The organism is Xenorhabdus vietnamensis (genome assembly GCF_002127535.1).
Taxonomy (GTDB): domain Bacteria; phylum Pseudomonadota; class Gammaproteobacteria; order Enterobacterales; family Enterobacteriaceae; genus Xenorhabdus; species Xenorhabdus vietnamensis.
Genome location: NZ_MUBJ01000003.1, coordinates 206009 through 228640, shown reverse-complemented (window position 1 = coordinate 228640; position 22632 = coordinate 206009). Strand labels below are relative to the sequence as shown.

Genomic DNA, 22632 nt, shown 5'->3' with positions numbered 1-22632 from the left:
AAGGTTCTTTTTAAGAAGCCGATAAAACTGTTGGCGGTGATGAACACCGTGAGCAAATAGGCTCAAACTAATTATATCGACTTGATTTTAAAAGGAACTCTACTATGGCATCAGTCATTAATACCAACTACTCATCTCTGCTGGCTCAGAACAACCTGACTAGATCTAAAGGCACTTTAGGTACAGCTATTGAGCGCTTGTCCTCTGGTTTACGTATTAACAGCGCGAAGGATGATGCTGCTGGTCAAGCGATTGCTAACCGTTTCACTGCTAACGTTAAAGGTCTGACTCAGGCTTCCCGTAATGCAAACGATGGTATCTCCATTGCTCAGACTACCGAAGGTGCTCTGAACGAAATCAACAACAACCTGCAACGTATTCGTGAGCTGACTGTTCAGTCACAAAACGGCAGCAACTCTAAGAGCGATCTGGAATCCATTCAGAAAGAAGTTAAACAACGTTTGGACGAAATTGACCGTATTTCAGATCAGACTCAGTTCAACAATGTAAAAGTATTGAGCAAAGATGCCAAGTCAATGACTATTCAGGTTGGAGCGAATGATGGCGAAACTATCAAGATTGATCTGAAACATATTGATAGTGGTGTCTTGAAGCTGGATAAATTTGATGTGACTACTCTTACGGCGGCACCAACAGGTACGCACATTAAACAAATTCCTGGTGCTACTACTACTGCTGCTCCAGTAGATGTCGATGTAAAAGATGCAGAAAAATCAAAAACTTTGACGGCCGGTTCTGGAAAACTGTATGAAAGGGAAGTTAGTGGTAAAAAAGAATACTTTTTAGAAGGTAAGAATGCGGCTGATGAAACTCAATACTTTAAGGCAAGTGTTAATGCTGCAGGTAAAGTCACTGTTACAGACGAAATTGTAGCTAGTGAGCCACTGAAGGACTTGGATGCAGCACTTGCACAAGTTGATGATCTGCGTAGCTCCCTAGGTGCAGTTCAAAACCGTCTGGAATCTACCGTTAACAACCTGAACAACACTGTTAACAACCTGAGCGCTGCTCGTAGCCGTATCGAAGACGCTGACTACGCAACTGAAGTTTCCAATATGAGTCGTGGCCAGATCCTGCAACAGGCTGGTACTTCTGTTCTGGCTCAGGCGAACCAAGTTCCACAAACCGTTCTGTCTTTGCTGCGTTAATTTTTATTTTCCGGTTGAGCATTTATGCAGGGCAACCTGCATAAACGACGCTTATAAAATAAGGATCGGTTCGCCGGTCCTTATTTTTTGGTAATTGTCAAGGACAGCCTGAAACTTGCTATGCATTTGGGCGGACATCAAAAATTTCGCATAGGTGAAAAAGAAGTGCTTTTACTTCATTGTTCAAACGATTGTACCGATTAGGTGATTGGATAATGGTATCCAGTCTCTTATCCAAAGGTGTCTGTTGTTGTGAGCGATTTGTATACCGCCGAAGGCGTGATGGACAAAAATAGCCTCTGGAAGCGCTATGTACCCCTGGTTCGCCATGAAGCTTTGAGGCTACAGGTAAGATTACCTGCCAGCGTAGAACTCGATGACTTACTTCAGGCTGGTGGCATAGGCTTACTGAATGCGGTGGAGCGTTTTGATTCCATGCAGGGAACAGCGTTTACCACCTATGCAGTACAGCGCATCAGAGGTGCAATGTTGGATGAGTTGAGGAGCCGTGATTGGGCTCCGCGTAGTGTGCGGCGTAACGCACGTGAAGTCACGCAGACCATCCGTAAACTTGAGCAAGAGTTAGGCCGTCCAGCCAGTGAGCAGGAAGTTGCTAAAGAATTAAAGATTAATCTGATAGAATATCGGCAAATACTGTTAGACACAAATAACAGTCAACTGTTTTCTTATGACGAATGGCACGAAATTCACGGTGAGAGTTGTGAGCCAATAATTGAGGAAGAGCATGAGACAAATCCTCTCCAACAACTATTGGAAGGTGATCTTCGTCAGCGGGTCATTGATGTCATTGAATCATTGCCTGAACGGGAAAAGATGGTTCTTACGCTGTACTATCAGGAAGAACTGAATCTTAAAGAGATCGGCGCAGTGCTTAACGTGGGGGAATCCCGTGTAAGCCAGCTTCATAGTCAGGCGATAAAAAGGCTGAAGGCGCGTTTGAATCCAGAACAGTAACTTTTTGCTTGTTTGTTTTTTTTATTAAGACTATACACAGGGCTTTATCTCTTATGTCTGTTACAACACAAAAGAAACGGCCTCTTAGCCGTTATATCAAAGACTATAAACATAGTCAGACTCATTGTCTGCATTGTCATAAAACACTCGACCGTATTTCGCTCGTTTTTAACGGTCAGGTCATGAATAAAGAAGCGATTTCTGAGATGACTGAATTGGTGGATGACAAAACCTGGAATGAGTTACAGGGTAAATTTGTAGCGCTGTGCCGCTTTTGTAGTGAAATTTATTGCAATAGTCAGACTGATCATTTCGACATTATGTCATTTAAACAGTATTTGTTTGAGCAAACAGAGATGAGCCATAGTACCGTGCGTGAGTATGTGGTTCGTTTAAGACGTTTGGATGAATTACTGACTTCAAGCAATTACCCGACAGGTGAGTTTAAGCCAAAAGAGATTCAGGAAAAACTCAGCGAAAAATTATCTCAATCTGCTTTCAGCAATTACAATATTGCACTACGTAAATATGAGCAATATCTGAGCTGGCAACAAAGCGGTCATTGATTAACTATATCGATATATAACGTTGTTGAATTGAAAAGATTTCAGAGAGGAATGCGCGATAATCGCATTCCTCTCTATTATATTTTACGTTATTTCTACTGCTATATATTTAAATGGTCTTATATTTATAAGAAATTAATCTTAATTAACTAATTTTAATTAATTTACTTTGAATTATATTAGCCAACTTATTTAAATTACTTTTATCAAGTTGCTTTAACTGCAAGTCATTTAAACAGAAAAATTATGTTAACCAATATCTATTTAACTGATAGCTATCAGACTAACCAATAGCTATCAAGTTAACTGCTAATGATTAAAATTAACCAATAGTCATCAAGCTGGCATTGCCGCCTGCTGCTGCCGTATTAACACTTAATGAACGCTCATGCAGTAAGCGTTCCAGCAGCAAATTGGTTTCACCACGGGCGAACCCTTGTACAGAGATAATTGGCCCTTTACGTTGCGCAACCACCTCACAAATCTGACGCAATTGATCGCAATCGCCGTGATAAATAACTGCTTCCATCGCTGTTGCTTCATTCCGCCAATCGTTGCTCCAATAGATATGTTGGCGAATATCATCCGGTAACTGGCGTTGTAATTCTTGATGCAGTCCGTCTTTTTCCCAAATGGCCTGACAACCGACAGAAAGTACCGCAGCCAATTGCACCAATACATCTTGCTCGTTATCTGCAAGGCAAAGAACATGACCGCGTGGCAGTAGGGTGTAGGTATTGCGCTCTCCGGTTGGCCCGGGCAGTAAGCGTATTGTCCCGCCTTGAGCCAGTAAACTGTACTCCTGAATCACCTGACCCAATGTTTCATTATTCTGCTTGGCAGCCCAATCAGCCAGCTTGTAGAGAGGTGAGTGCAGGGCGACACGGGCTTTGGCATCAAGCTCGTATTCTGTGTCTTGCCGATCCAGCGTTTGACTGGCAGCCTTGAGAGGGCGCTGTGACAATAAACGATACAGATACAGTGGCCCACCGGCTTTTGGCCCTGTGCCTGACAGACCTTCTCCACCGAATGGCTGTACGCCGACGACTGCGCCAACCATATTGCGGTTGACATATAAGTTGCCGACTTTTGCTTTGCTCGTGACTTGCGCGATAGTTTCATCAATGCGAGTGTGAATACCCAACGTTAAGCCGTAACCGGCTGCATTGATTTGATCCAGCAGCTTATCCAACTCATTGCGTTTGAAGAGGACGACATGCAGAACCGGGCCGAAAATTTCTTTCTTCAATTCATCAAAACTTTCCAACTCAACCAGTGTTGGTTTGACGAAAGTACCTTGTGAGCATTCCTGACTGTCCGTTGTATTTTCATGTACCGCCTGATAAATCGTCCGGCCTTTGGTGCGCATGGTTTGGATATGACGCTCGATACCTGCTTTTGCTTCCGCATCAATGACTGGGCCAATATCCGTGGATAAGTGTTCAGGATTGCCCATCCGACATTCAGCCATAGCACCTTTCAGCATGGTGATCGTTCTTTCGGCAACATCTTCCTGAATACACAGGATTCGCAGGGCAGAGCAACGCTGACCGGCACTGTCAAAAGCAGAGGCGACAACATCAGTGACAACTTGTTCGGTCAACGCGGAAGAATCGACGATCATGGCATTCAAGCCACCAGTTTCAGCGATTAATGGTGTTGGGCGCCCTTGTGCATCAAGATGACCAGCAATATTACGTTGCAACAAGCTGGCAACTTCGGTAGAACCCGTAAACATCACGCCGCGTACACGGTTATCACCGACTAATAATGCACCTACTTTTTCCCCTTGTCCGGGCAATAATTGCAGTACATCGCGTGGAATACCTGCTTGATGCAACATTTTTACCGCAACGGCAGCAATAAGTGGTGTTTGTTCCGCAGGTTTTGCCAATACACTATTGCCTGCTGCCAATGCAGCGGCGATTTGACCAGTGAAAATTGCCAGAGGGAAGTTCCATGGGCTGATACACACCACAGGCCCCAATGGGCGATGGGTATCATTGGCAAAATCCTGACGAACTTGATCTGCGTAATAATGGAGAAAATCTACAGCTTCACGTACTTCAGCAATCGCATTGTTGAATGTTTTACCTGCTTCACGAACCAGAATGCCGAGCAAAGATTGCAGGTTATTTTCCATCAACTCCGCTGCCCGCACTAAAATTGCTGCACGCTCGGATGGCGGAGTGGCAAACCAAATTGAGCCAGCATCAGTGGCTGTATCCAGAGCATGGCTGACTTCCTGTTCAGTGGCTTCGCGAACATAACCTACTATATCGGATGATCTGGCGGGATTGCTTACAGGATTGGTTGCAGGCAATTCTCCTGTATGTTGGTAATCGCCGCCCAACAACGGTTCGCTGCTCCATGTTTCCATCGAAGAACTGAGCAGGGCACTGGAAAGAGAAGCTAGGCGATGTTCATTGGAGAGATCCAGCCCCGAAGAGTTAACACGATTTTTGCCGTATAAATCGCGTGGTAAAGGAATTTTGGGATGTGGCAGGCCAATTTGTCCTTCGGTTTGTGCTAATTCCTGCACGATTTTTACCGGATCAGCGACCAGTTCATCAATCGGCAGTGAAGTATCTGCAATGCGGTTGACAAACGAAGTATTGGCACCATTTTCCAGCAAGCGACGCACCAGATAAGCCAGTAGTGTTTCGTGTGTTCCCACTGGTGCATAAATACGACATGGGCGATTGAGTTTACCCTCTGCTATTTTACCGACAACTTGTTCATAAAGAGGCTCACCCATGCCATGCAGGCATTGAAATTCATATTGCCCCGGATAATAATTTTGTCCGGCCAGATGATAGATGGCAGACAAAGTATGGGCATTATGGGTGGCAAATTGCGGGTAGATCAAATTAGGGACAGAAAGCAGTTTGCGGGCACAGGCGAGGTAAGAAACATCGGTATAGACTTTACGTGTGTATACCGGATAACCTTCCAGTCCGTCGATTTGAGCGCGTTTGATTTCGCTATCCCAGTAAGCACCTTTCACCAGACGGATCATCAATCTGTGGCGACTGCGCTGTGCTAAATCAATAATGCTGTCAATGACGAAAGGACAGCGTTTCTGGTAAGCCTGAATAACAAAACCAATACCGTTCCAGCCTTCCAGTTTCGGTTCAAAACACAGTTTTTCCAGTAAATCGAGAGAAATTTCCAGACGATCAGCTTCTTCTGCATCAATATTAATACCGATGTCATACTGACGCGCCTGTAAAGTCAGAGAAAGCAGACGAGGATAAAGCTCATCAATAACACGTTCATATTGGGCGCGGCTATAACGTGGGTGCAGGGCTGAAAGTTTGATGGATATTCCCGGCCCTTCATAAATGCCACGACCATTTGATGCCTTACCAATGGCGTGGATCGCTTGCTGATAGGAAACCATGTAGGCTTGTGCATCGCCTTCAGTTAATGCGGCCTCACCCAGCATATCGTAGGAATAGCGGAAGCCTTTCTCCTCCAGTTTACGGGCGTTGGCAAGGGCTTGCGCGATGGTTTCTCCCGTAACGAATTGCTCACCCATCAAGCGCATTGCCATATCTACGCCTTTACGCACTAATGGCTCACCACTTTTGCTGATGATGCGGTTCAGTGATTTAGATAACTTGTCTTCATTATGGGTAGACACCAGTTTACCAGTAAACAACAATCCCCACGTTGCCGCATTAACAAACATGGAAGGGCTTTGACCTAAATGGGAATGCCAGTTGCCGTTACTGATTTTATCGCGAATCAGAGCATCACGGGTTGCTTTGTCGGGGATGCGCAGCAGGGCTTCGGCAAGGCACATCAGTGCTACACCTTCCTGTGAAGAAAGTGAAAATTCTTGCAATAACCCCTGAACCAATCCTGAGCGACCAATGCCTTGTTTTTGTTGACGCAGCTTTTCGGCGATGGAATAAGCGAGCTTATGAGTTGCCTTGGCTTGTTCTTCAGATAGCTGTGCACGTTGCAGTAGCATTGGAACCGCTTGGGTTTCCGGGAGGCGGTAGGCAGCAGTAATTGCAGAACGTTTCACCGATTGGGGCAAAATATGCTCGGCAAAATCCAGGAATGGTTGATACGGCATCTCAATCGGTGATTCTACTTCGGAAATCTTTTCTTCTTTGTTATCCTGACTGGCTGATATTTCTGGGATATTTTCCTCATTTTCCAGACGTTCAAGATAATTAAAAATGGCTTGCTTAATTAACCAGTGTGGTGTGCGTTCAATTCGTTGTGCGGCGGCTTTAATTCGATTACGCGTTGCTTCATCGAGTTTCACGCCCATAGTGGTACTACCCATTTTCACTCCTTAATAGGTAAGACTAAACCCAGTTACATAACAATATCTTCCATGTTGCAACTTTGTGCAACTTTGTTAAAAGTGAATGTTCTAATTTTGTGAAATTAATCTTGTTTTTATTATTTACTCGGTAAAGTTTATTATCTATTTGATTGATATTTATGATTTTATTTTAACTGTGTGAGTTTTTGGTATAAACAGTTGTTTAATTTAAGGTGCAACTTTTGGAGTGATAAATGTGATTTAGCAAGCGTTTTTTATAAAAATACAGTTAATTAGTTGTTAAAAATGTTTTGGCTAAACTAGGATAGAATGTAATTTTAAAATAATTACATGTATAAATAGTTCTAATGAAAACTAATGTCATCTTCAGGTGCAACTTAATTATAACCTGATAAAAAATGAGGTATTACTTAAACTTACTTCAAGCACAGATGACATGATTTACGCAAATAACACATTTGCAGATACATGATTTATAAAAACACTATGGAGAAGAACCTGCATGACAGTAAATTCACCAATGCTCATTACCTTCATTATCTACATCGCTGCGATGTTGCTGATAGGATTTATGGCGTATCGCTCCACCAAAAATTTTGATGACTATATATTGGGTGGCCGGAGATTAGGTAGTGTGGTAACAGCATTATCTGCCGGCGCTTCTGATATGAGTGGTTGGCTATTGATGGGATTGCCGGGGGCTATTTTTCTCTCCGGTATCTCAGAAAGTTGGATCGCATTAGGCCTGTTGCTAGGCGCATACCTGAATTGGCGATGGGTTGCGGGTAGATTACGCGTACATACCGAAGTTAGTAATAACGCGCTGACGTTACCCGATTATTTTACTCATCGCTTTGAAGATAAAAGTAAAATTCTGCGTATTATTTCCGCATTGGTTATCCTGATTTTCTTTACTATTTATTGTGCATCGGGTGTTGTAGCTGGTGGCCTATTGTTTGAAAATACGTTTGGTATCAGTTACGAAAAAGCGATTTGGTTAGGGGCATTGGCTACGATTGCCTATACCTTCCTCGGAGGTTTTCTGGCAGTTAGCTGGACGGATACTGTTCAGGCAACTTTAATGATTTTTGCTTTGATTCTAGTACCAGTCCTGGTCTTGTTCAACGTGGGGGGAGTTGACACTGCCATCAATATTATTAAAGCAAAAAGTCCGGCATATTTAGATATGTTTAAAAATCTGAATATTATTGCCATTGTTTCTCTGTTGGGCTGGGGATTGGGTTATTTCGGTCAACCACATATTCTGGCTCGTTTCATGGCGGCTGACTCTCACCAGACTATTCATAAAGCCCGTCGCATTAGTATGACGTGGATGTTACTGTGCCTTGCGGGTACGGTGGCTGTTGGTTTCTTTGGTATTTCATATTTTGAAATGTATCCTGAGCAGGCAGGGCCAGTATCGCAAAACCATGAGCGTATCTTTATTGAACTGGGTGTGCTCTTGTTTAATCCTTGGATCACTGGGATATTGCTGTCTGCGGTATTGGCTGCTGTGATGAGTACGTTGAGTTGCCAGTTGCTGGTTTGTTCTAGTGCGCTGACCGAAGATTTCTATAAGGCATTTATACGCCCCAAAGCCAGCCAGAAAGAACTGGTATGGATTGGCCGTATGATGGTCTTGTTGGTAGCAATCATTGCCATTGTGATTGCAGCTAATCCGAATAATAAGGTACTGGCATTGGTCAGTAATGCTTGGGCTGGATTTGGGGCGGCATTTGGCCCTGTAGTTCTGATCTCAGTACTCTGGAAACGCATGACCCGTAATGGCGCGTTAGCAGGTATGTTGGTGGGAGCTGCCACCGTTCTGGTTTGGATGGAATTCCATTGGTTTTCCCTGTATGAAATTATTCCGGGCTTTATTTTCGCGACGATTGCTATCATCGTGGTGAGCCTGTTAGGAAAAGCTCCAAGTCAGGCGACACAACAGCGTTTTATCGAAGCAGAAGCACATTATAAAACCAAATAATCCGATAAATGAAAAGCCTCTGATGACTCAGGGGCTTATTAATTTATTTAGTATAGTATGGGAAAATCGAATAATTTATTACATTCTTAATTAATATTGCTCAGGTTTATTTTTTTCGAAAAATAATGTCGTGGTGAAATATGTACTATCGTGATGGATTTGGTTTTTTACTCTTAGATAAAAAAGATAAACTGGACTATTATAGCCAACAGAAGGCTTTTATTGATAATAAAGTGACCGCTCTTAATATTTATAATGAAATGACAAAGGAAATACCATTGTGGTTACGTATGTCTTTTAATATAAGGGATAAGATTTCAAGTCTTGCTGGTGTAAAAAAGATTCATGGGTTCTCTGGTGAAAATTTAAAAGAAACACTTCAAGATGGAGACTATGTTGATTTTTTTAAGGTTGTACACATCAGTGATGATGAAATGTGTCTATTATCAAAAGATATACACTTGGCAGTTTTGATATCTCTGAATGTTTGCACTAACGGTAATCATGGTACAGGTTGTATAGTAGCTGTGACGGCATCTGTCATAACTCATAATTTTTTTGGAAAAATGTATATGATTCCGGTATCTCTCACTCACGCGAGTATTGTGAGGGAAATGCTATCTAAAGTGGGTCATGTATTAAATGATTAAAAATCACTTTGAACTGGCCGTTTAATATATACAAACTATGTAACTAAGCCGGTTGGGATGTATATTCGTGCTTTATTTAGTGTCAGAGGAAAAGTGTCAGGGGGAAACATCTTGAATGAAGGAGTGTAGGAAGCCTGCCAGATGGACTATGACGAAAATGACCTGAAAGGATTGGAGTGTTACGCCGGACTGGGTTTGTCGTCAATTGCTCTACCAACTGAGCTAACGACCCAACATGATTAATTATTCTTCAGTGCCAACGAGACGTTAATGTGCTATATCCATACTTTTACAGAATGAATGAAATGCGTACAATAGACTCTTAACTGATTGGTTTAAATATAATCATTCTGCTTTTCATATTAAATCCTTCTGTTAATACCGCAGTTGTCTATGTCACAATGTTCTCTTAAACACAGCTTGAGTGTATTAAGACCGTGCTGTGAGAATAAACTGGATACAACTATGGAAGAAAAAATACAACCCACTCATACTCCTGAAACTGAAGGTTCGCACCTGCAGCGAAGCCTCACCAATAGACATATACAGCTAATCGCAATTGGCGGTGCCATTGGTACTGGCCTATTTATGGGATCAGGTAAAACTATTTCTCTTGCGGGGCCGTCGATCATTTTTGTTTATATGATCATAGGTTTTATGTTGTTTTTCGTTATGCGAGCAATGGGAGAGTTATTACTTTCTAATTTGCATTATAAGTCGTTTAGTGATTTCGCTGCGGATTTACTGGGGCCGTGGGCCGGTTTTTTTGTGGGCTGGACTTACTGGTTCTGTTGGGTAATTACGGGTATAGCAGATATTGTTGCCATCACTGCTTATGTTGGATATTGGGCACCTGACTTTCCAGAATGGGGAACTTCACTTTTGTGCGTTCTGGTATTGTTAACTCTAAATCTCGCGACAGTAAAACTGTTTGGGGAGCTGGAGTTCTGGTTTGCCATGATCAAAATTATTGCCATTATCGCCTTGATTGTCACAGGAGGCATTTTGATTGGCATTCATTTCCAATCGCCAGCAGGGCATGTTGCCTCACTTTCTAATGTCTGGAGTGATGGTGGAATGCTACCTATGGGATTAAGCGGCTTTTTTGCAGGGTTCCAAATAGCGATATTTGCTTTTGTTGGTATTGAATTGGTGGGAACCGCTGCGGCGGAAACCAAAAATCCGATGAAATCTTTGCCAAAAGCGATTAATGCCATTCCAATTCGCATTATTACGTTCTATGTTTTGTCTCTGATTGTGATTATGTCGGTCACACCGTGGCGGGCTATCATTGCGGATAAAAGTCCTTTTGTAGAGCTATTTGTCTTGATTGGATTACCTGCTGCTGCCAGCATGGTGAACTTTGTGGTCCTGACTTCTGCGGCATCTTCGGCAAACAGTGGCGTTTTTTCTACTAGTCGGATGTTGTTTGGTTTGTCGAAAGAGGGGGATGCGCCAAAGCAGTTTAGCCGTCTTTCCAGTCGTTCAGTTCCTGCATCAGGGTTGATCTTTACTTGTCTGTGTCTCTCTTTTGGGATTGTTTTGATCTACTTTATTCCAGATGTGATGCGGGTTTTTACTCTAGTGACAACCGTTTCTGCGATTTTGTTTATGTTTATTTGGAGCATGATTCTGTGCTCCTATCTGGTTTACAGAAAACGCCGCCCAGAGTTGCATCAGACCTCGGTATATAAAATGCCATTTGGTATTGTGATGTCCTGGGTATGCTTGGCTTTCTTTGCTTTTGTCTTGGTACTACTTTCTTTACAGCCAGATACTCGCCAAGCGTTAATAGCCACACCAATTTGGTTTATTATTCTAATGATCGGACTTCAGATTGTGAAAAAGCGCAAAAAACATCTGACTCACTAAGTGGAAAATTCCGTAAATTAACTGTCAATGGCTCAAATACTGAGCCATTTTTTATCTTAAACAAACATGATCGTACCTTGATGGAATCTCAGTTGCCATTTATCAACTGAAGATAATTGCCAAATTGATGAGCGAAGCGCTTGATTGAATGGTTTTCCAATTCGATCTATCTCATAAGATTGATAAGTTAGTAATACAATATTTTCACCAAAACAGTTCATAGAAAAATCTTTTGAAAAAATTTGAAAAGTAGTTTTTATTTCTGTAGTTAATTCATCGAACACAATTTTTTTAGTATAAATATAACCTGATTTACTGATTTCCAGAAAATCATCATGTAATACCATGTTTAACCAATCAGCATTATTTCTCTTTTCACCGTGAAGACTTATTTCAAGATTTTTGAGCAATTCAAAAGTAGCTGTATTTTTCTGAACCATATGAACTCCAAAGAAATAAAAAAATCATCAATAGATTAATTTTTTATTTTCAATAAATATTTAATATGCTATTTACATTTATTTTTTTATCAGGTAGTTATAATAGCGTCAAGCTGAAAAAGAGGTATGTATGGAAATTATAATTAGGGCAACTGAGCCAGAAGATGCTGAACATTATCAGCGAATTTTTAGCCATCCTGAGGTTTACTCCAATACTTTGCAACGCCCATGTCCTTCGCATGAAATGTGGCGGGAGCGTTTGAAACTAAATAGAGAACAAGGGCATATTGCTTTTGTAGCTGAAGTGAATGGCAAGGTCGTAGGTACAATAGAATTATTTACCCATGCTAATCCGAGACGCAGGCACGCGGTGGGGATTGGCATTGGTGTTGATGCCGATTATTCTGGCAAGGGCGTTGGTTCAAAATTGATGGCTTTTGTAATTGATTATGCATTCAATTGGTTAGGTTGTATCAGAATTGAACTGGGAGTGTTTTCTGATAATGAAAAAGCGATTGCTCTGTATAAAAAATTTGGATTTGAAGTTGAAGGTATTCGGCGTATGCACTCATTAAGAAAAGGTCAATATTGTGATGTGATGGGAATGTCTCTAATAAAGTAATTAGGAAAATATCTATTTCGGTTGCTTTCTTTGGCTGATTTTTAATAATTAATGGCTTTATATTTAAAGCTATTCGATATTTGAGTTTCGCACTTATCAGTGAATTAATTCTTTCTTTTGGGTGAGAGTTTAGTCTTTTGTCAGCAGTGATTAAGAGGAACATATGGAGATTATAATTAGGGCGACTGAACCTGAAGATGCTGAACATTATCAGCGAATTTTTAGCCATCCTGAGGTTTACTCTAATACTTTGCAACGCCCATGTCCTTCGTGCGAAATGTGGCGGGAGCGTTTAAAACTAAATAGAGAGCAAGGAAATATTGGTTTTGTAGCTGAAGTGAATGGCAAGGTCATAGGTACAATAGAATTATTTACCCATGCTAATCCGAGACGCAGGCACGCGGTGGGGATTGGCATTGGTGTTGATGCCGATTATTCTGGCAAGGGCGTTGGTTCAAAATTGATGGCTTTTGTAATTGATTATGCATTCAATTGGTTAGGTTGTATCAGAATTGAACTGGAAGTGTTTTCTGATAATGAAAAAGCAATTGCTTTGTATAAAAAATTTGGATTTGAAGTTGAAGGTATTCGGCGTATGCAGTCATTAAGAAATGGTCAATATTGTGATGTGAATGGCCTTAATCAATAGTCGTTTTGCATGATATGTCTAAATATTATAGAAACAAACTGGATAAGGGAAGCATCGTTCTGATTGCTTCCTTTTTATTTTAGATTCATATAAAAGAAATATTTTCTTATTTGAAAGTTAGAAACCTCATTGCAGCACCTTATACTCATATTCTTTTGAGCTTAGTTGAGTTTGTAATTGTGTTATAAGGGGAGTTTGCTGATTAAATTCATTGCAGATAAATAAATCAAGCGCAGCATAGTGGTATTCAGGCCATGTATGTATCGTAAAATGTGATTCTGCTAATATTATCACACCACTGACTCCCCACGGTTCAAATTCATGGAAATGATAAGTAACAATATTAAGGTTACATTCTTTAGCAACATCAAGCATGATTGATTCAATTGTAGAGATAGATTTTAATTTATCGGAATAATAACTATCTATTGGATTATTCAAGAGTTTGAGCAAAAGATTAGATGCTAATTCTTAAAGAAATTGACTCCAGACTATCCAGAAAGTTTATCCTGATTTTGAAAAACTACCTCTGCCAAAAAGTCTGCCACTTTTCGCACCCTAGGGGAATGAGCCAAATCAGATTGAATCACAAGCCAGATGGGTTTATCTATGCCTAAGTCAGACGAAATACAAATAAGCCCAGCGTCATTGGCTGCAATATGAGGTAGCACGGCTAATCCCAGACCCGCATTTGCTGCTGCAATTTGAGTACATATGGATGTTGTTGCGACTGAAAGTGGACGCCCTTGTAGGGTTTGCTTAAGCCAATTAACCGAAGGCAGTTGTGAATACTCATTTGTCCAGCCAATAAAATGAGCGTCGTTGTATTCACCTCTAAATATACTGGCGGGGCAAGTAGACAGGTAGGTTTCACTTCCATAAAGGCCAAACCCCAAGATTCCTACTTGTCGGACATTAACATGACCTTGCTCTGGTCTAATAATCCGAAGTGCTAAATCAGCGTCACGGCGATGGAGATTTACAGAGTAGATATCAGTTGTGATTTCTAGCGTCAGATTTGGATAATTTTTCTGTAAGGCTGGCAAGTTTGGCATGATTAAATGATTGGCTAATGTTTCGAGTGTTGCAAAACGTACACTTCCTGTAATAGTTGCTCGTATATCGGCTTCAAACAGAAATGAACTTGCTGCTATCTCCATGCTCTTGGCTTTTTCCAATAGTTCTGCACCATCTTCCGTTAGCCGATAACCTGTCTGATGCCGCAGAAATAACGGCATTCCGAAGGTATTTTCCAAGCGTTCGATTTTTCTTGAGACTGTTGCCACACCAATACCAAGAAGCTCGGCCGCTTTACTTATAGTACCCGTCTGCGCAACAACTAAGAATACTCGGATGTCATCCCAAATAAGTGATTGCATAGTATGGTTTCCATTTATGAAAAATTGATTACCAATATTGCCTAAATATTTCAATTTTGAAAGATGCCACAATGATTTTGCCAAAGATTACTCTTCTTGAAATAAATCAAAAAATTAAGGTAATGAGTATGAAGACAACATCACAGTTAGCAATTGTGCTTACGTTAATTGCAACATTCTTTTGGGGATCAAATTTTCAGGTAACAAAATTTGCGCTTGCGAGCTTGCCACCATGGACGGCTTCTGTTGAACGTTTTTTCTATGCGGTTATCTGTATTTTTATTTTTTTGGCATGGAAAGAGGGGATTCACAGCAAAGTTTTGAAAAAAAACTGGTGTGCATTTATTGTTCTGGGTGCGATTGGTGTCGCGGGGTTTAATGGTGCGTTTTTTGTCGGCCTACAAAGTTCCAATCCAGTCACGGCTGCGCTGATTGTGGCAACGACACCTATTTCTGCCAATATTATGGAAGCTATTATATATCGTCGGTTGCCTGAATTTATGCGTATAGCAGGTATGGTTATTAGCTTGCTGGGTGTTGCTTTAGTCATTACCAATGGTCAATTGGTTTTAGGTGGTGAAGTTCAGGTGGCAACTGGAGACATGATTATTTTTATGGGAAGTCTTGGTTGGTCAATTTACACAGTAGGAATACGGGTATTTGTTAAAGATGCGACACCACTGGAGACTACTAGTTGGACGATGCTTTTCGGTGCGATTATATTGATGTTTATTGCGTTTTTTGTTGAATCACCGATTATTGCATTATCTTTTGGAACATTTGAAAGCCATTTGGCTTGTATCTATATAGGTATTGGTGGTTCCACTATTGCCTATCTTTTTTGGAATATGGGTGTTGTTATTCGTGGAGCTGGAAAGACGGCGATATTTTTTAACTTTGTTCCTATTTTTGCACTTATTATACAGGTAATGATGGGAGACGTACCCAGTTGGTCACAATTGATTGGTATTGTTATGACTATTATGGGGGTAATCTTGGGGCTGAGGAGTATTACTGTGGACAAGTTATTTAAATATATTTTAAGGAATTAATAGCTGCAGTAGAGACTTGTATACTCAGTTAATGACATTATGGATATATGTTGACTTATCTGTAATGTCAGATGTATATAAAATTAACTTATGGTGAAAATTCACCCTGTTTATTCAATTGCTTTTTGAATTTAAATATATTCCAGTAACTGACCCCATTGTTTTGATGGGGTTTCCTTTATTGGTTGGTAACTGGTGAGTCCGTAATTAAAAAAGCATAGTAGATCGCATAATATCAATATAACGCTGTTGGTCCTGATACATTTGCAAATAAACCTTATACTTTACTTGATGGAATGGGAAAGTTTCTTTATCTGGATAGATAATATTTCCTGCTCGCACCATGGCTTGTGCTGCTTCTGCGATACTGGCAAAAGCTCCGCTGGCGACGGCACCTAATATAGCGGCTCCAAGATTAACAGCATCTTCTTCTTGGGCTAAGTGGATTTCTTGTCCTGTCGCGTTGGCATACTCCCGTAGCCACAATTGATTTTTGGTTGCTCCTCCACACATTACCAAACGATCTATTTGATGTCCTGCTGTAATCAAGGTGTCAATAATATGGCGCGTGCCATAAACAATGGATTGCAATGTAGCCAGATAATACCGGGCCAATGCTTCGCGTCCTTTTTCCAGAGTTAACCCACTGACCATGCCTTTGGCGCAGGGATTTGCTCGTGGTGATCGATTTCCGTGATGATCAGCTAAGATATGAAGCTGAGCTGTCGGATATTTTTCGAGCTTTTCCAATTGGGTGACGGCATCATTTAAAAGTTGGTAATAATGATGGCCAGAAGAATGTGCTTCGTCTTCCAGTTCTGACCATGCTTCATGCTGATGGAGCGACCATTCAACTAACGAGCCTGCTGCGCTTTGCCCACCTTCATTCAACCAATATTCCGGCAGCATGGCACCATAATAAGGCCCCCAGACACCTGGAACCATTGTTGGTTTGGAGCTAACAATCATATGACAGTTGGAAGTGCCACTAATAATAGCCAGACTACCTATCGGATTTGCACCGATCAACGCCAGCCCTCCAGCATGTGCATCAATAATGCCGCTGGCAACGATAACCTTATCGTGTAAACCTAATTCGCAGGCTGTCTCAGAGGTCAAATTGCCAGCTTTTTCACCCAATTCCAGAATGACTGGTGGTATTTTATCCGTTAGATCTTCCAACCCAATTTTTTGCAGAAATTCTTTGCTGAATTGCATTTGATGGGCAAGATAATTCCATTTGCAGGTGAGAGTACAGATACTACTGACATCAGAGCCTGTTGCTTTCCATACCAGAAAATCTGCTAAATCAAAAAATCGCCATGCTGCATGATAGCGTTGTGGAAAGTGGTTTTTCAGCCATAAAATCTTAGGTAATGCCATTTCGACACTTACTTCACCGCCAACGTGACGTAAGGTAGGGTCATTGGTGAGATTAATGCTGTTGGCTTCTTTTCCTGCACGATGATCCATCCACATAATAATGTCACGTTCTGGAACATTATTTTCTGAGACAGACAGTGGTTGCCCACCTGTGTTGACTGCAACTAGTGAACAAGTGGCATCAAAACCAATGGATCTAATGTGTGTAGGATCGATATTTGCCTGAAAGGTAGCCTCCTTGACGGTATTACAGACATTTGACCAGATATCTACTGATGATTGTTCGACAAAATTTGTTTTGGGGTGAAATTGTCGTATAGGGCGAACGGAAAATGCCAATCGCGTGCCTGTTAGATCAAAAATAGCAGCTCGCACGCTGGCTGAACCAACATCCACACCAATAAAATATTGTTTTTCCATGCGATACCTCGTTGTTTTTATATGACGCTGAATGTCGCGTAGATTTTTGTTCCAATTAGTTTTTGAAGAAAAGTAGTCATCTTATTCTGATCACTTTTCAGTTATCTTTTTTATCTATTGAAAGAGAAAAATATGTCATTGCTAAGGTTATTTGGCCATATACAGCGAATCATCATTGATAAAAATAAAAACTAACATACAATCATCATGGTAACTAATTTATTAGTGGAGATCTGGTATGGAAAAATTTACTGATAAATTAATTAGCCTTGACCGATTTATTTTACGGATGCTGCGTTTTCTTTTACATGCATTTGTTATTTTTCTGATCGGTATTATTCCTGGCGTATTGGGTTTTTTCTTGATTGAAAGCCATGCTATTCCTGATGCAATATTAAATTCTGTCTCAATGATTGGAACACAAAACCTGCATATTGAACCAGTCAGTACGCTGGGGAAATATTTTGCTGCCATTTATGGATTGTTCCTTCAGGCTATCTTTTTTATCGCAGTAGGGATGGTAGTGACGCCTTTTGTTCATCGTATATTGCACAGCTGGCATATTGATGATGATAGCGAGAACGTGAAAGATAAATGATCTATTTTTTCTATCAAGCAGCAGCTTGAAAGCCATAGAAAATATTTATATGACTATGCGAAAAAATGGAAAATCATTGTGGTTCATATAGCATTTCTAGTGAAATACAGTGGTTTGCTCAATCTCAGATATAAGGTTTTTCCTCATAAACTTATTACAGGTAGAGAGTAAAATGATGAATCAAGGTCGTTGTTTATGTGGTGCAGTGGAATTAAAAACCAATCAATGCATTGAGGGTGTTAATGTATGTCATTGTAAAACATGTCAAAAATGGAATGGTGGCCCATTTCTATCCGTAGACTGTAAGGATGATCTAGAAATAGAAGGAATTGAAAATATTTCAACATATTCATCGTCCGAATGGGCAGAGCGTGCTTTCTGTAAAAAATGTGGCACACATCTTTTCTATCATTTGCATCATCCAAGTGCTTATTATGTTCCAATTGCTTTGTTTGAGAATAATCATTTAAGTAAATTATCTCGCCAGATTTATGTGGACAGTAAACCAGCGTATTATAACTTTGTTGAAAAGACTCCTATGCTGACAAAAGAAGATATTCTTAACTTATTTAAGTAATAGCTGAAATATGAGGGAAATATCCCCTCATGTTTTTCTGGGTAAGAATAGATTGTTATGAATAAAATAAGAATGCGTAGTTTAAATATGTAAAACAAAATTTGTTGTTTATCTACTTATTAATAAAAAATTATCAATAAAGCTTATTTGATTGATATGTAACAATTTTCTTTTTGTTTTGCGCTAATGTTAGTATAATCCGTTACTTCATCCAAAAGATTTTGATATCACATCAAGAAAGGATGTTGTCTTCTTTCAATTTATCTTATGAAAATCATAAAGATAAAATCAGCGTGTCCGCTTGGTTTTGGAGTTTATTAATTTATCATTATTTGAGTGGGTATTACGTTAGTGGAGATGTTGTTTGATTAATGTTTTATTAGTTGATGACCATGAACTGGTTCGCATTGGCGTGAAAGGTATCCTTGATGATATAAGGGGAATTAAAGTCGTAGGAGAAACCAGCAGTGGAGAAGATGCGGTCAGATGGTGTAGATCAAACAGCACGGACGTTGTCATTATGGATATGGGAATGCCCGGCATGGGAGGGTTGGAAGCAGCTAAAAAAATCATCCGTTATTCACCTGACACGCGGGTGATTATGTTAACTGTCCACACTGAAAGCTCCTTGCCTACGAAAGTGATGCAGACAGGGATCAGGGGGTATTTGAGCAAGGCTGCAACTCCTCAGGATATGATCAATGCAATTCGGGTTGTTTATGCAGGGCAGCGTTACATTTCCCCAGATATTGCCCAGCAGATGGCACTTAATCAGCTATCACCCCAAAAAGAAAACCCGTTGGATGAACTCTCAGAACGAGAATTACAGATTATGATAATGATAACTCAGGGGCGCAAAGTTAATGAAATTTCCACGCTGCTGAATCTGAGTCCAAAAACAGTGAATAGCTATCGTTATAGAATGTTCGGTAAGCTAAATATCAAAGGTGATGTAGAATTGACCCATATGGCGATACGCTGTGGATTACTTGATACACAGAATATTGTCGCTCGCGGTGAGTAATAATTCGATGGGTGATAAATCGTGGCGGAGCTATTTAATTCAAAGGTATTTTTAAAAACAGTCACCAGTCAGCCGGGTGTTTACCGTATGTATGATACTACTGGCACAGTGATCTATGTTGGTAAGGCCAAAGATCTAAAAAAAAGGCTATCTAGCTATTTTCGGACACAAGTTAACAGCCGCAAAACAGAATCATTGGTGAAAAATATCGCCCAGATAGACGTCACTGTTACTCACACAGAGGCAGAGGCGCTCCTGCTCGAGCATAACTATATCAAGCAGTATCAACCACGTTACAATGTATTATTGAGAGATGATAAATCTTATCCTTATATTTTCTTGAGTAGTGATACTCATCCCCGCCTAGCTTTATATCGTGGAGCCAAGCATGCGAAGGGCGAATACTTCGGTCCATTTCCTAATTCTCATGCAATACGTGATACTTTGGTTTTATTGCAGAAACTATTCCCTATTCGCCAATGTGAAGACAGCGTGTATCGCAATCGCTCAAGACCTTGTTTGCAATATCAGATTGGACGCTGCCTTGCCCCATGCGTTAAGGGACTCGTAACGGATGAAGAATATCAGCAGCAAGTTGAATACGTTCGTTTATTTTTGGCGGGAAAAGATCAGCAAGTACTGGATAAGCTGGTTGGGAAAATGGAGAAAGCGAGTCAACAGCTTAAATTTGAAGAAGCTGCCCGTTATCGAGATCAGATCCAAGCAGTACGGCAAGTCACTGAACGACAATTTGTGTCTGGAGAAGGAGATGATCTTGATGTTATTAGTGTTGCTTTTGAGGCGGGGATGGCTTGTGTACATGTCTTATTTATCCGTCAGGGTAAAATATTGGGTAGCCGAAGCTACTATCCCAAAATTCCGGTGGATACGAAATTAGATGAAGTAGTACAAACTTTTCTTGGTCAATTTTATCTTCAAGGAAGCCAAAGCAGGACGTTGCCGACAGAAATTTTATTGGACTTCTCTTTACCTGAAAAAGAACTATTGGAAACATCACTTTCTGGATTATCGGGCAGGAAAATTTACATCCAATCACGACCAAGAGGAGATAGGGCTCGTTACCTAAAATTGGCTCGTACCAATGCTGCAACGGCCTTGATTACGAAACTTTCCCAACAATCGACGATTCATCAGCGCTTAGAATCATTGGCGACATTTGTCGGCCTTGACAAAATCCAACGTATGGAGTGTTTCGACATTAGCCATACGATGGGCGAACAAACTGTTGCATCTTGTGTTGTTTTTGATGGTAATGGTCCTGTGCGTACAGAATATCGCCGCTATAACATCACAGGTATCACTCCGGGAGATGATTATGCTGCGATGAACCAAGTTTTGCATCGTCGATATAGTAAAGCTATTGATCAGACAAAAATTCCGGACATTATCTTTATTGATGGTGGTAAAGGGCAACTTGCTCGTGCGATTGAAGTCTTCGATTCTTTGGAGGTTGAATGGAATAAAAAGTATCCGAAACTGATTGGGGTTGCAAAAGGCAGTGATCGTAAGGCAGGGTTGGAGACTTTGTTTTTTGAAGCGGAAGGAGAGGGGAGATCACTTCCTCCTGATTCACCTGCGTTACATGTTATTCAACATATTCGTGATGAATCTCACAACCATGCCATTACAGGGCATCGCCAGCGCCGGGGAAAAGTGAAAAAGACCAGTACACTTGAATCGATAGAGGGTATTGGACCAAAACGCAGACAGATGCTATTAAAATATATGGGTGGATTACAGCCTTTACGAAACGCAAGTGTAGAACAGATCGCAAAAGTGCCTTCTATTTCTTATTCACTGGCAGAAAAAATCTATAATGCATTGAAACAATAAAAGTATTAATGCACCATATTAATAAACTTCACATGGCCAGATAGTTACTAAGCATTATGCAATTAAATATTCCAACATGGCTTACTCTGTTCCGTATTGCCTTAATTCCATTCTTTGTTTTGGCATTTTACCTGCCATTCCAATGGGCACCGATGTTGTGTTCCATTATCTTTATTATCGCTGCTGCAACAGATTGGTTTGATGGTTTTCTTGCGCGTTTATGGAAGCAGACAACGCGTTTTGGCGCATTTCTTGATCCAGTGGCGGATAAAATTATGGTTGCTACTGCGTTATTGTTGATCGCAGAACGTTACCATGTATGGTGGATTACATTGCCTGCTGCGACGATGATTGCACGTGAGATCATCATATCTTCCCTGCGAGAGTGGATGGCGGCATTGGGAAAACGTAGTAATGTAGCTGTTTCCTGGATGGGAAAAATAAAAACCACAGCACAAATGGCGGCATTGGTTGCCTTATTATGGCGCCCTTGTGAGGGATTCGAAATAGGGGGAGTAATCTTATTATATGTTGCTGCGGTTTTGACGTTCTGGTCAATGTTTCAATATTTGAACGCTGCATGGAATGATTTGCGTGAAGGCTGATCGAAGTGGCGCAAAAATCATCGAACGAATGAGTTTTATAAATAATTGTGTTGACTCATTTCATGAAGTAAGTAGAATGCAACGCATCGAACGGCGTATCAGGTTTACAAAACAAGTTAAGTAAATCAAGTAGTTCGAAGAAAGGCGGGAATAGCTCAGTTGGTAGAGCACGACCTTGCCAAGGTCGGGGTCGCGAGTTCGAGTCTCGTTTCCCGCTCCAAAAAAGGCGCGTTGGCAGAGTGGCCATGCAGCGGATTGCAAATCCGTCAACCTCGGTTCGACTCCGGGACGCGCCTCCAAATTCAGCCCAGGTGGTGAAATCGGTAGACACAAGGGATTTAAAATCCCTCGGCCTTTAGGCTGTGCGGGTTCAAGTCCCGCCCTGGGCACCAAACATAAGTTTATTAACGTCTACTCTAGTAAACTAACTCCTAGAAAGACCTGATAAATCAATCAGGTCTTTTCTTTTTAGGTCTACTCTAGTCTATTGCAATCAACATGCAC

General features: G+C 40.9%; 19 protein-coding genes and 3 tRNA genes. 17 read left to right on the top strand and 5 right to left on the bottom strand.

Features of this window, described 5'->3' with window-relative positions; translation table 11 throughout:
- Positions 1-104 precede the first annotated feature (104 nt).
- From Xvie_RS05100 to fliZ, 3 genes are all read left to right on the top strand, one after another.
- Positions 105-1169, top strand: coding sequence for a FliC/FljB family flagellin (locus Xvie_RS05100; RefSeq protein ID WP_086108267.1), 1065 nt, complete (start codon positions 105-107; stop codon positions 1167-1169).
- A gap of 252 nt (positions 1170-1421) precedes the next feature.
- Positions 1422-2144 (top strand): RNA polymerase sigma factor FliA, encoded by a 723-nt coding sequence (locus tag Xvie_RS05095; protein ID WP_086108266.1) that lies wholly within the window; start codon positions 1422-1424, stop codon positions 2142-2144.
- Between the two features lie 53 nt (positions 2145-2197).
- Positions 2198-2710: a flagella biosynthesis regulatory protein FliZ gene (gene fliZ, locus Xvie_RS05090; protein ID WP_086108265.1), complete on the top strand. Its 513-nt coding sequence runs from the start codon at positions 2198-2200 to the stop codon at positions 2708-2710.
- A gap of 322 nt (positions 2711-3032) precedes the next feature.
- Here the strand turns inward: fliZ and putA are convergent, their stop codons facing one another.
- Complete coding sequence (putA, locus tag Xvie_RS05085) at positions 3033-7013, bottom strand: trifunctional transcriptional regulator/proline dehydrogenase/L-glutamate gamma-semialdehyde dehydrogenase (protein WP_086108264.1); 3981 nt, start codon at positions 7011-7013, stop codon at positions 3033-3035.
- A gap of 505 nt (positions 7014-7518) precedes the next feature.
- Here putA and putP point away from each other — a divergent pair.
- From putP to cycA, 3 genes are all read left to right on the top strand, one after another.
- Entirely contained in the window at positions 7519-9003 is a 1485-nt protein-coding gene (gene putP, locus Xvie_RS05080; RefSeq protein ID WP_086108263.1) for a sodium/proline symporter PutP, read from the top strand.
- Positions 9004-9143: 140 nt separating this feature from the next.
- Positions 9144-9653 (top strand): DUF2867 domain-containing protein, encoded by a 510-nt coding sequence (locus Xvie_RS05075; protein ID WP_086108262.1) that lies wholly within the window; start codon positions 9144-9146, stop codon positions 9651-9653.
- Positions 9654-10118: 465 nt separating this feature from the next.
- Positions 10119-11525, top strand: coding sequence for a D-serine/D-alanine/glycine transporter (cycA, locus tag Xvie_RS05065; protein ID WP_086108261.1), 1407 nt, complete (start codon positions 10119-10121; stop codon positions 11523-11525).
- Between the two features lie 56 nt (positions 11526-11581).
- On the opposite strand, the gene Xvie_RS05060 is transcribed toward cycA, so the two are convergent.
- A complete protein-coding gene (locus Xvie_RS05060) occupies positions 11582-11965 on the bottom strand; it encodes a nuclear transport factor 2 family protein (protein WP_086108260.1) in 384 nt (127 codons plus the stop codon).
- Positions 11966-12095: 130 nt separating this feature from the next.
- Between Xvie_RS05060 and Xvie_RS05055 the strand changes: the two genes are divergently transcribed.
- Entirely contained in the window at positions 12096-12587 is a 492-nt protein-coding gene (locus Xvie_RS05055) for a GNAT family N-acetyltransferase (RefSeq protein WP_086108259.1), read from the top strand.
- A gap of 163 nt (positions 12588-12750) precedes the next feature.
- Positions 12751-13236, top strand: a complete 486-nt coding sequence (locus Xvie_RS05050; RefSeq protein ID WP_086108258.1) for a GNAT family N-acetyltransferase — start codon at positions 12751-12753, stop codon at positions 13234-13236.
- Between the two features lie 126 nt (positions 13237-13362).
- Here Xvie_RS05050 and speD read toward each other — a convergent pair whose 3' ends face one another.
- Both speD and Xvie_RS05040 read right to left on the bottom strand, forming a co-directional pair.
- Positions 13363-13689: an adenosylmethionine decarboxylase gene (gene speD / locus Xvie_RS05045; RefSeq protein ID WP_244175461.1), complete on the bottom strand. Its 327-nt coding sequence runs from the start codon at positions 13687-13689 to the stop codon at positions 13363-13365.
- 38 nt (positions 13690-13727) lie between these two features.
- The gene (locus tag Xvie_RS05040; protein WP_244175459.1) at positions 13728-14699 is read right to left on the bottom strand and encodes a LysR family transcriptional regulator; all 972 of its coding nucleotides are present in this window, start codon (positions 14697-14699) and stop codon (positions 13728-13730) included.
- A gap of 44 nt (positions 14700-14743) precedes the next feature.
- Between Xvie_RS05040 and Xvie_RS05035 the strand changes: the two genes are divergently transcribed.
- Complete coding sequence (locus Xvie_RS05035; protein ID WP_086108257.1) at positions 14744-15667, top strand: DMT family transporter; 924 nt, start codon at positions 14744-14746, stop codon at positions 15665-15667.
- Between the two features lie 207 nt (positions 15668-15874).
- Here Xvie_RS05035 and Xvie_RS05030 read toward each other — a convergent pair whose 3' ends face one another.
- A complete protein-coding gene (locus Xvie_RS05030; RefSeq protein WP_086108256.1) occupies positions 15875-17470 on the bottom strand; it encodes an FGGY-family carbohydrate kinase in 1596 nt (531 codons plus the stop codon).
- A gap of 238 nt (positions 17471-17708) precedes the next feature.
- Between Xvie_RS05030 and Xvie_RS05025 the strand changes: the two genes are divergently transcribed.
- From Xvie_RS05025 to Xvie_RS04990, 8 genes are all read left to right on the top strand, one after another.
- Positions 17709-18068: a hypothetical protein gene (locus tag Xvie_RS05025; RefSeq protein WP_086108255.1), complete on the top strand. Its 360-nt coding sequence runs from the start codon at positions 17709-17711 to the stop codon at positions 18066-18068.
- Between the two features lie 175 nt (positions 18069-18243).
- Positions 18244-18645: a GFA family protein gene (locus Xvie_RS05020; protein ID WP_086108305.1), complete on the top strand. Its 402-nt coding sequence runs from the start codon at positions 18244-18246 to the stop codon at positions 18643-18645.
- A gap of 364 nt (positions 18646-19009) precedes the next feature.
- The gene (gene uvrY / locus Xvie_RS05015) at positions 19010-19669 is read left to right on the top strand and encodes a UvrY/SirA/GacA family response regulator transcription factor (RefSeq protein ID WP_086108254.1); all 660 of its coding nucleotides are present in this window, start codon (positions 19010-19012) and stop codon (positions 19667-19669) included.
- Positions 19670-19690: 21 nt separating this feature from the next.
- Entirely contained in the window at positions 19691-21523 is a 1833-nt protein-coding gene (gene uvrC / locus Xvie_RS05010) for an excinuclease ABC subunit UvrC (protein WP_086108253.1), read from the top strand.
- 56 nt (positions 21524-21579) lie between these two features.
- A complete protein-coding gene (gene pgsA / locus Xvie_RS05005) occupies positions 21580-22128 on the top strand; it encodes a CDP-diacylglycerol--glycerol-3-phosphate 3-phosphatidyltransferase (RefSeq protein ID WP_086108252.1) in 549 nt (182 codons plus the stop codon).
- 144 nt (positions 22129-22272) lie between these two features.
- Positions 22273-22348, top strand: a tRNA-Gly gene (locus Xvie_RS05000).
- Between the two features lie 5 nt (positions 22349-22353).
- Positions 22354-22427: transfer RNA gene (locus Xvie_RS04995), tRNA-Cys, on the top strand.
- 6 nt (positions 22428-22433) lie between these two features.
- Positions 22434-22520 (top strand) — tRNA-Leu (locus Xvie_RS04990).
- Positions 22521-22632: the final 112 nt, after the last annotated feature.

Bases quoted from the DNA above. Each gene is read 5' to 3' on its own strand.
- Xvie_RS05055 (WP_086108259.1), top strand. From the start codon at position 12,096: ATGGAAATTATAATTAGGGCAACTGAGCCAGAAGATGCTGAACATTAT.
- Xvie_RS05060 (WP_086108260.1), bottom strand. From the start codon at position 11,965: ATGGTTCAGAAAAATACAGCTACTTTTGAATTGCTCAAAAATCTTGAA.
- Xvie_RS05075 (WP_086108262.1), top strand. From the start codon at position 9,144: ATGTACTATCGTGATGGATTTGGTTTTTTACTCTTAGATAAAAAAGAT.
- Xvie_RS05020 (WP_086108305.1), top strand. From the start codon at position 18,244: ATGAATCAAGGTCGTTGTTTATGTGGTGCAGTGGAATTAAAAACCAAT.
- putP (WP_086108263.1), top strand. From the start codon at position 7,519: ATGACAGTAAATTCACCAATGCTCATTACCTTCATTATCTACATCGCT.
- Xvie_RS05035 (WP_086108257.1), top strand. From the start codon at position 14,744: ATGAAGACAACATCACAGTTAGCAATTGTGCTTACGTTAATTGCAACA.
- Xvie_RS05100 (WP_086108267.1), top strand. From the start codon at position 105: ATGGCATCAGTCATTAATACCAACTACTCATCTCTGCTGGCTCAGAAC.
- cycA (WP_086108261.1), top strand. From the start codon at position 10,119: ATGGAAGAAAAAATACAACCCACTCATACTCCTGAAACTGAAGGTTCG.
- Xvie_RS05050 (WP_086108258.1), top strand. From the start codon at position 12,751: ATGGAGATTATAATTAGGGCGACTGAACCTGAAGATGCTGAACATTAT.
- Xvie_RS05025 (WP_086108255.1), top strand. From the start codon at position 17,709: ATGGAAAAATTTACTGATAAATTAATTAGCCTTGACCGATTTATTTTA.
- Xvie_RS05030 (WP_086108256.1), bottom strand. From the start codon at position 17,470: ATGGAAAAACAATATTTTATTGGTGTGGATGTTGGTTCAGCCAGCGTG.
- putA (WP_086108264.1), bottom strand. From the start codon at position 7,013: ATGGGTAGTACCACTATGGGCGTGAAACTCGATGAAGCAACGCGTAAT.
- pgsA (WP_086108252.1), top strand. From the start codon at position 21,580: ATGCAATTAAATATTCCAACATGGCTTACTCTGTTCCGTATTGCCTTA.
- fliZ (WP_086108265.1), top strand. From the start codon at position 2,198: ATGTCTGTTACAACACAAAAGAAACGGCCTCTTAGCCGTTATATCAAA.